The organism is Nostoc sp. JL23, assembly GCF_017115065.1.
Classification (GTDB): domain Bacteria; phylum Cyanobacteriota; class Cyanobacteriia; order Cyanobacteriales; family Nostocaceae; genus Nostoc; species Nostoc punctiforme_A.
In genome coordinates this window covers 1-7,509 of sequence record NZ_JABXKN010000096.1, presented here as the reverse complement: position 1 = coordinate 7,509, position 7,509 = coordinate 1, and the positions used below count along the sequence as shown (strand labels likewise).

The window sequence follows — 7,509 nt, the reverse complement described above, 5'->3', positions numbered from 1 at the left end:
CAAGTTTCTCAAACCCAGTCCCCGTGAGCATTTGCCATTTGTGGATGAGTCTATTCTCTACCTTTCACCCTAATTTTAATTTTTTGCCTCTGAATGCTCTCAAATACTTATTTTTTCGTAGCTCCTTTTAGTGATCGCCTATTGTACCCAAGTTTCTCAAACCCAGTCCCCGTGAGCATTTGCCATTTGTGGATGAGTCTATTGCGATCGCCTAAATTTGACAACCCTAGCCAACAGATTCCCTACTTGGGTAATTTTATCACTAGTCAGCCGATTAATTTAGGCGATCGCTCTAGTCCTTCCCATCGTCATCGGAAATCAATACCGCACTGGCCAAGACTCAATCGGCTGGCATTCCGACAATGAACCATCAATGGGATATGAGCCAGCGATCGCATCTCTGAGCCTGGGGTCATGTCGCAAATTCCAAATCAAAGCCATCGGCGGCAGACCAACAGACTTCTGGCTGGAACACGACAGCTTGCTTATGATCCACCCAGGTTGCCAATCTACACATCTGCATCAAGTCCCCAAAACCAACAAAGTAGTTAGCACCCGAATTAATCTCACGTTTCGACCACACACTGGAGGAGGCAGATAACGCCCTCCCCTTATTCGTCAAAAGAGCAATTCGATTCATTTCAGTAATTAAAAGTAATTCAAAAGGAGTCAAATCATGGGAGAAGCAAAACGCCGTCGTCAATTAGATGCCAACTACGGAACAACTCAACTTCCTAATGAATTCGCTCAGATTTTTGATGATTTTGTCAACAAACTGATATTGCAATCATCTCCAAACAAGATTTAACTCAACCTTGGTCAGAAAGATTTGCCTATCTTCAGCCAAAAGGCACAACATTGATTACACATCAATACGTCAGTATTCCTATATCACCTTCTCAGAATTTTGCAAGGACAATATTTCTGGAATATCAACTCCAGATTATGGCTTCAATCACTCAACGGATACAACAACGTGGTTGGATTAGTCAAATTAACAATCCAAAAACCTGCGATATCAGTATCGTTTACGCTCCAGAAACTACAGATAATCTCAATTGTTTGGAAACGCAAGTTTTCACTCGAACATTCGGGAAGATGGTTGGTGTTTTGATGAGAAATGCCCTGCAATACTTTTGTTTTCAACCTGACAATCTTTTAATTCCGGTTGTTGCAATGCCTGCCAGTGAGTCCGACCCCTATTACTTATTTTGTCTTTGAAAAGTTGAAGAGTAAAGGCTAACAAAAACTTTTACTCTGACTGACTCTTTAATCTTTCATCTGCTTAAAAGCTTTAACGGCGGCACAGACTCAAGTGCCGCTCCATCTTCATGCGTTAAAAAAGAGAGGGAATACATCACGTATAAATGAAACCGATTCTCAAGCTCTACACTTACAGGAATGGCGGGGTAGTGGCATTGACGAAGAAATTTTTCATCTTAATGTGCGTTCGCTCTCTGAAACTGTCCCCTACGAATATCTGCTCTATAGTCCCAAAATCTCCCGACGCAATGATGGAAGATTGCGCGATCGCGATTTGAAAAAATACCAGCACATCGAACTAGGCGGCTGGTGGTGCAGTGGCGTTGACCCGCTCAACAACTACCTCCTAATGATGTGGGGCTGTTTCAAACCCGACCATCCCCGAAGAGATCGCCAGAAGATCCACAAGTTCATCAAATACGAACACCCATACAGAGAAGAGACACGCGCTTTCTTCCTCCTAGTGCCGAATCGATCGCTTTTTTGTATTCAAGTCTCAACAAGTCCGGTTCGTTGGCACACCAGAAAAACTTGAGTGGGCAGCTGCTGATATTGTCGCTAATTTGTATCTACAAGCTTTCCTCACATAATTACTCTGACTACCTGGGTAAAGTTCTTGGTGTATGGAAGGATCATAAACCAATTATGACCCTTGGTGGAAAGCAGAAGTGGTAACGCTTTATGAACCAGGACTTTGAACGGATAGCTTAACGTGTATAAAAACAACAGGAACAGTAAATGATAATCATCCCTTAGAATCTAAAGCAATTATCCCAGTAATGCAAATCCAAAAGTCTACTTTTCTTATTTCAGTAAATTTACTGCAACAGTATTTCTCTATAAAGGTACATAAAAGTATAAGTTAACTTTCAGGAAAATTACGATGAATTTTACAGAGTCTCTCAAAAATGAGCTAATTTCTTCAGGTATGATTGATCAAGCTTTAAAGGTAGGAGATATTATTCCTAATTTCATTCTACCTAATGCTTTCAGTCAAACAGTATAATTACAAAAACTACTAGTTATGGTCCCTGTAATTATTTCCTTTTTTCGAGGTTCTTGGTGCCCTTTTTGTAACTTGGAACTAGCAGGACTCCAGCAAGCATTACCTGCAATTAAAACATTAGGAGGATCAATAATTGCTATTTCACCTCAAACTAATCGTCATACCATATTAACTGTAGAAAAAAATGAACTAACTTATGAAGTATTGAGCGATCGCAGCAATATGATTGCTCGTCAATTTGGCATTGTGTTTCAAATTCCGGAGTATCTAAGACCAGTATTGCAGGAAAAGGGTCATATCTTACCTAGATACAATGGAGATGAGTCTTTTGAACTACCTATTCCAGCTACATTTGTAGTTGATCGAGACGGAAAAATCGTTTATGCTTTTGTTGATCCAGATTATACTAAACGGTTAGACCCAATTGAAATAGCGAGTATTCTAAGAAATATTCCTATAGTTAGCAAAAGCTAGTACAGCTTGGCGTAATTCGTAATTCGGATACTACAAGCCTTTCATTGATTTGGAATGGGTGTTTTATTTACGCCGTACTGTAGTAGTATATTAATTTTAAATTAAACTATTTTTCCAGTTTTTAGATAATATCCAGCTTTGTATAAGACTCATTTCAGAATAATCTGTCACTCTAATAATTAAAATAAATCAGGCAGTATTGAGGAAATATTTACTTATAAAGTATCTGTCTGATTCGATAAGTTTCACTTAAAATTATCATAAAAGAGTTGTCAAAGATATGCAAAATGCTAATCTACAAAAAGCGACATTTGGATCAGGCTGTTTCTGGGGAGTTGAAGCAGCATTTCGTCAAGTAAAGGGAGTAACTTCTACAACAGTTGGTTACACTGGCGGACACTTTGAGAATCCAACCTACGAAGATGTGTGTAGAGGCAAAACTGGACACGCTGAAGTAGTGGAAGTGGAATACAATCCAGCAATAGTATCTTATGATGAACTGCTAAATGTGTTTTGGAATAAGCACAATCCCACAGCATCAAACCATCAGGAGCTAGATGTTGGTTATCAATATCGGTCAGTGATATTTTTCCACACACCAGAGCAGGAATTATTAGCAAGAGCGTCTAAGGAGCAGCTTGAAAATAGTTCTCGTTATCACAAAAATCCAATTGTGACGGAGATTGTAGCTGCACCGCAATTCTATAGAGCAGAAGAGTATCATCAGCAATATCTGGAGAAGCATGGACGAGCATCTTACAGGATAGGCTAATCTTTCACTGGTTCAGGGGGATGTTAAAAGTCGAATGCTGTAAATCCCCTTACTTGCTATACATATCAGGGAACTTTGCTTGAAGTTTAGCCAGCTTCGGCAAGTCATTCACTACCACATAGCGATCGCTCGGATGATGCACTATATAATTCTGATGGTATGCCGCAGCCTGATAAAAACCTTTCAAAGGATCTAATTCCGTCACAATCGGCTTGTGAAAGATTTGCGATTTGTTGAGTTGAGCGATATATTCTTGTGCAGCCTGTTTCTGCTCATCGTTAGCAAAAAAGATCGCCGAACGATATTGCTTACCTGAGTCTGGGCCTTGTCGATTTAACTCTGTTGGGTTATGCGCTACCAAAAAGTAGACCTTCAGAAGCTGGTTATATGATATTTTTGATGGATCGTAAGTGATTTTTACGGATTCAGCATGATTAGTTAATCCAGCACTGACAAGTGTGTAGTCTGCGGTTCTTGCATCGCCTCCAGAAAAGCCAGAAACGACATCAGAAACACCTAATAGATGCTCAAAAACTGCTTCCATTCCCCAGTAGCACCCACCACCGAAAACCGCTACTTGCTTTCCCTGCAGTGCAGCATTCGAGATATCAGTGGCGGGAGCAGAAAGTATCACACGAGATGCACCGTATAGGAGTAAAAAAGTTAGCGAAATGATGGACAAGTTGCGTAATAACTGACGGGAGAGAGTAAAGTTATGAATTGACATGAGGTTGTGAACTCCTTTATTTAATAGATGAAGAACCGAGTTTATTCAGCTATAGAGCGATGTCTACGACAGGCTACGCCTACGCAAAACAAAGCCGTTGATGATTATCAGAAATACCAAAAATCCCATCTTCACCCCAACGGTAAGCGCGAGAACGAGCCTGATCGTGGATGAAATAGTCCCAGACTGTACCGTTGGGGCTGTAGTCTTCGCGCACTGTTCCCCATTGCCGCTCGCTTAAATAAGGCCCCCATCTGCGCCAATGGGCTATGTGATTTTGGGCTTCTGCTAATCTGATTTTTTCTTGGGTTGGAGTTGTCATCATCTCACCCTCTGCATATCTGCACTTTATTTTAGTTAATTTGCTATAAGCGATCGCCAATATTAATCTCATCCTCTAACAGCCCAACTGTAGTAAGGTTTTCACCAAACATTCTCCAGGGCAAATCCATATCAGGTAACTTGCGCCGCCAATAGTCGTAATGCTCGAATGGATAAGCATAAACTGCTTTGTCTGGGCCTCCGTGGACACTCAAATCAGCTTGTCTATCCCCATCTAAATTGAGCGATCGCATCATCACCCGTCTCTCAACTGGTTCTTTAAAAATACCAGTTGTAACTATTTTGCCCTTCCAAGGCACTTCACGGGGAAGTCCTACATTGACAGAGATTACTTGCACAATTTCATATCTCCTCTAATAAAATTTTGTACCGATATTAAGCCTGATAGATCATAAGCTTGATATTACTTGATTATCAGAGGAATTTATTAAATATCTAACACCAATTTTGCAGTTCCAGGTTGAGAAATACAAATCAACACTGAACTCTTATCAGTTGTTGCAGTTGGTTCTTCTTGGTAAGCAACTACACCTTCGTAGATTTTACACATACAAGTACCACAAACACCTACACGACAACTAAAAGGTGGATTAATATCATTGGCTTCGGCAAATTCTAGGATAGTGCCATCACTAGGTTGCCATGTCAAAGTTTTGCCGGATTTGGCAAAGACAATTTCTGCAAATCTTTCATCTCCAGTTGCAGTTTGAGTTTGTTTCTCAGACACACTTTTCATCGGTTTACCGAAAGATTCAAAGAAGACTCTACTGTCAGGTACTCCCGATTCCTTTAATCCTTGCATTATGGACTGCATAAAAGATGGAGAACCACACAGAAAATACTCAGCTTCTTGTCTTACTAACTCTTGAATCAGAGCAGCATCAACATAACCAACACTGTGGTATTTACCTCTATCTTCAGGTGTAGGGCGACTATAGCGAAAATGCACATTCAGATTATGATTTTGTCGAGAAATTTCCCTCATTTCATCCCGAAAAGCATGGAATTTACCATCTCTAGCACCATGTACAAACCAAATAGGACGAGTAGGATTAAGAAGGGCACAAGCTTTCGCCATACAAATCATCGGCGTAATTCCTACACCATTGCTAATCAACACTGCGGGGATAGATTTCTGCACATCCAAAACAAATTTACCGTTTGGTGGTTTTGCTAGAATTACTGAACCTTCTTGAATGCGATCGTGCATAAAATTAGATGCTATACCGGGCATAACATCTAATCCGTTCGGTGTAGGTTCCCGCTTAATTGAGAGGCGATAGTATTCACAGTTTTCCGGATAATCTGAAAGCGAGTAAGTACGAATTACAGGCTTATCCTGTCCAGGTATATCAAGTTTGATGGTTAAAAATTGACCTGGTTTAAAGTTGGGAATTTCTCCTTTATCTTCAGGTTGTAAATAAAAAGAGGTAATTTCTTCGCTCTCTTTGACTTTATGAACAACAACAAAATTTCGCCAATCTTCCCAAACATGACTATCTGATGCTTTGAGGTCTGGAATAGATTTATTTCCACTTGCTTTGATTGTATAAACTAAGCCAAATACTGCACCACTAGCTGTTCCAAACAGTGATGAATAGACACCAAATTGATAGGCAGATTTAGCTTTGGCATTGGTTACTCCAATCACAACAGCAGCAGATAAGGTAATTACCGAACCAACTGTAGCTGCTGCGGCTATACTTCTGACTAATGGATTCTTAATTCTTCCCAGACTTTCTAGCATCGTTGTCTCCTGTCTAATACTTTTAGTGATGTTGGACTATATCTGCGAAGATTCAGCAGGTGGAGGAATAATTTCAAGACCATACCTCGGAGCCGCAGCCAAAACTTTTTTGATGTCTGCGGGACTGACAGTAGGTGATGAAATCCTCTCTGAAACTGGCACACCTACTTCTGTGAAATACTTCTCTAACCCTGCCGGCGTTACCCAGCACAACAATTTTGCTGGCTCTAAACTGATGTTTGTAAACCTGTGAAGTTGACCTTTGGGAGAATGGAGAAAGGTTCCAGGAGTTGCTAAAACTATTTGCTCGTTATGGATATTAGTCCTAACGCACTGAAAATCTCGGATTGTGCATAAGAAATCTCCAGAAATGGGGTATTGGCTCTGAATACACAAGGCTTTCATATTCATTTTCGGAGATGTCTATAAGAGAGTGGCATAATTACAAAATTTTATTGATTTTCCCGGTTTTACAGGGGGTTAGAACACCGATTCAGTATTCAGAGTTATGACGAAAAAGCTCGGTTTCTTTGGGTTGTAACAAGGAAAATTTGGTTTTAAAAGGCGTAAAAATTGGATGTCTCAGTCTCGTTTTTTATTACTGAATCGGTGTTCTAGAAGAAAGCAAAATTGGAACTTAAGTAACTGGGGTAGCTTTCACTTCACCAGTCTGGGCATTACAACTTACTTTCAGGACGGTATCCATTGCATCTGTACCCATCCGCGCAGCTATTTCCGGGCAGGGTTTACTGGTATGGGTGTTAACTTGGATACTATCTTTTTTCTCCAGACTGACTTCTTGTCGCCCATATTTCAGGACAGTTGACATCCAAACTAATTCGTCCATAAACTTTTCCATACGACGAATGTAGGTTGGTTTGTCAATAAAATTGCCCGACTCATCAAATAGTTTTTGAACGTTGCTAAAGTTGAGGTCGTAGAAAATAGTCATTAGCCCTAACTCCCGCATCACAGGTAAGAGGTTTTGGATTACCCTTGCACCACCAAAGGGGCCTGCGGAAACGCCGCACAGCCCAACGGCTTTATGAATGTATTCTTTGAGGCAGGTGTCAAGTATGTGTTTGAGTAAACCTGGTTGACACTCTCCGACCTTAAGGTGCGAAGATTCTTAAGACTTTACAGCCTTAATATCCTGATTGCTCAGGTTCCCAAACTCA

General features: G+C 40.5%; 12 protein-coding genes and 2 pseudogenes. 7 read left to right on the top strand and 7 right to left on the bottom strand.

Going from position 1 to position 7,509, the window contains the following annotated elements; all coding sequences use genetic code 11:
- Positions 1-171: 171 nt before the first annotated feature.
- From HWQ42_RS19535 to msrA (HWQ42_RS19505), 7 genes are all read left to right on the top strand, one after another.
- On the top strand, positions 172-366 hold the full coding sequence (locus HWQ42_RS19535) for a hypothetical protein (protein WP_292815165.1): 195 nt from the start codon (positions 172-174) through the stop codon (positions 364-366).
- Positions 287-601: an alpha-ketoglutarate-dependent dioxygenase AlkB gene (locus HWQ42_RS19530; RefSeq protein ID WP_334811710.1), complete on the top strand. Its 315-nt coding sequence runs from the start codon at positions 287-289 to the stop codon at positions 599-601. The genes HWQ42_RS19535 and HWQ42_RS19530 overlap by 80 nt, the downstream gene beginning before the upstream one ends.
- A 75-nt stretch (positions 602-676) precedes the next feature.
- The gene (locus tag HWQ42_RS19525; protein WP_292815162.1) at positions 677-808 is read left to right on the top strand and encodes a hypothetical protein; all 132 of its coding nucleotides are present in this window, start codon (positions 677-679) and stop codon (positions 806-808) included.
- A 137-nt stretch (positions 809-945) separates the two neighbouring features.
- A complete protein-coding gene (locus tag HWQ42_RS19520) occupies positions 946-1,221 on the top strand; it encodes a hypothetical protein (RefSeq protein WP_292815159.1) in 276 nt (91 codons plus the stop codon).
- 94 nt (positions 1,222-1,315) lie between these two features.
- A complete protein-coding gene (locus HWQ42_RS19515; RefSeq protein WP_334811706.1) occupies positions 1,316-1,798 on the top strand; it encodes a hypothetical protein in 483 nt (160 codons plus the stop codon).
- A gap of 489 nt (positions 1,799-2,287) precedes the next feature.
- The gene (locus HWQ42_RS19510; protein ID WP_292815156.1) at positions 2,288-2,743 is read left to right on the top strand and encodes a peroxiredoxin-like family protein; all 456 of its coding nucleotides are present in this window, start codon (positions 2,288-2,290) and stop codon (positions 2,741-2,743) included.
- Between the two features lie 280 nt (positions 2,744-3,023).
- Positions 3,024-3,515 carry a peptide-methionine (S)-S-oxide reductase MsrA gene (gene msrA, locus HWQ42_RS19505; protein ID WP_292815154.1) on the top strand — a complete coding sequence of 164 codons (492 nt, stop codon included), beginning with the start codon at positions 3,024-3,026 and terminating at the stop codon, positions 3,513-3,515.
- Between the two features lie 49 nt (positions 3,516-3,564).
- On the opposite strand, the gene msrA (HWQ42_RS19500) is transcribed toward msrA (HWQ42_RS19505), so the two are convergent.
- From msrA (HWQ42_RS19500) to HWQ42_RS35600, 7 genes and pseudogenes are all read right to left on the bottom strand, one after another.
- Positions 3,565-4,242, bottom strand: a complete 678-nt coding sequence (gene msrA / locus HWQ42_RS19500) for a peptide-methionine (S)-S-oxide reductase MsrA (RefSeq protein WP_292815151.1) — start codon at positions 4,240-4,242, stop codon at positions 3,565-3,567.
- Positions 4,243-4,324: 82 nt separating this feature from the next.
- Positions 4,325-4,564: pseudogene (locus tag HWQ42_RS19495) on the bottom strand (hypothetical protein); the annotation flags it as partial.
- Positions 4,565-4,607: 43 nt separating this feature from the next.
- Positions 4,608-4,922 carry an MOSC domain-containing protein gene (locus HWQ42_RS19490; protein WP_292815149.1) on the bottom strand — a complete coding sequence of 105 codons (315 nt, stop codon included), beginning with the start codon at positions 4,920-4,922 and terminating at the stop codon, positions 4,608-4,610.
- Positions 4,923-5,011: 89 nt separating this feature from the next.
- Positions 5,012-6,331 (bottom strand): 2Fe-2S iron-sulfur cluster-binding protein, encoded by a 1,320-nt coding sequence (locus HWQ42_RS19485; RefSeq protein WP_292815146.1) that lies wholly within the window; start codon positions 6,329-6,331, stop codon positions 5,012-5,014.
- A 36-nt stretch (positions 6,332-6,367) separates the two neighbouring features.
- Positions 6,368-6,742 (bottom strand): hypothetical protein, encoded by a 375-nt coding sequence (locus HWQ42_RS19480; protein WP_292815143.1) that lies wholly within the window; start codon positions 6,740-6,742, stop codon positions 6,368-6,370.
- Positions 6,743-6,968: 226 nt separating this feature from the next.
- Positions 6,969-7,283: a hypothetical protein gene (locus tag HWQ42_RS19475; RefSeq protein ID WP_292815141.1), complete on the bottom strand. Its 315-nt coding sequence runs from the start codon at positions 7,281-7,283 to the stop codon at positions 6,969-6,971.
- Positions 7,284-7,415, bottom strand: a pseudogene (locus HWQ42_RS35600) (NADPH-dependent FMN reductase); the annotation flags it as partial. It abuts the gene before it with no gap.
- Positions 7,416-7,509 lie beyond the last annotated feature (94 nt).

Coding starts and splice junctions, on each gene's coding strand:
- HWQ42_RS19525 (WP_292815162.1), top strand. CDS start 677: ATGGGAGAAGCAAAACGCCGTCGTCAATTAGATGCCAACTACGGAACA.
- msrA (WP_292815154.1), top strand. CDS start 3,024: ATGCAAAATGCTAATCTACAAAAAGCGACATTTGGATCAGGCTGTTTC.
- HWQ42_RS19510 (WP_292815156.1), top strand. CDS start 2,288: ATGGTCCCTGTAATTATTTCCTTTTTTCGAGGTTCTTGGTGCCCTTTT.
- HWQ42_RS19480 (WP_292815143.1), bottom strand. CDS start 6,742: ATGAATATGAAAGCCTTGTGTATTCAGAGCCAATACCCCATTTCTGGA.
- HWQ42_RS19475 (WP_292815141.1), bottom strand. CDS start 7,283: ATGACTATTTTCTACGACCTCAACTTTAGCAACGTTCAAAAACTATTT.
- msrA (WP_292815151.1), bottom strand. CDS start 4,242: ATGTCAATTCATAACTTTACTCTCTCCCGTCAGTTATTACGCAACTTG.
- HWQ42_RS19520 (WP_292815159.1), top strand. CDS start 946: ATGGCTTCAATCACTCAACGGATACAACAACGTGGTTGGATTAGTCAA.
- HWQ42_RS19485 (WP_292815146.1), bottom strand. CDS start 6,331: ATGCTAGAAAGTCTGGGAAGAATTAAGAATCCATTAGTCAGAAGTATA.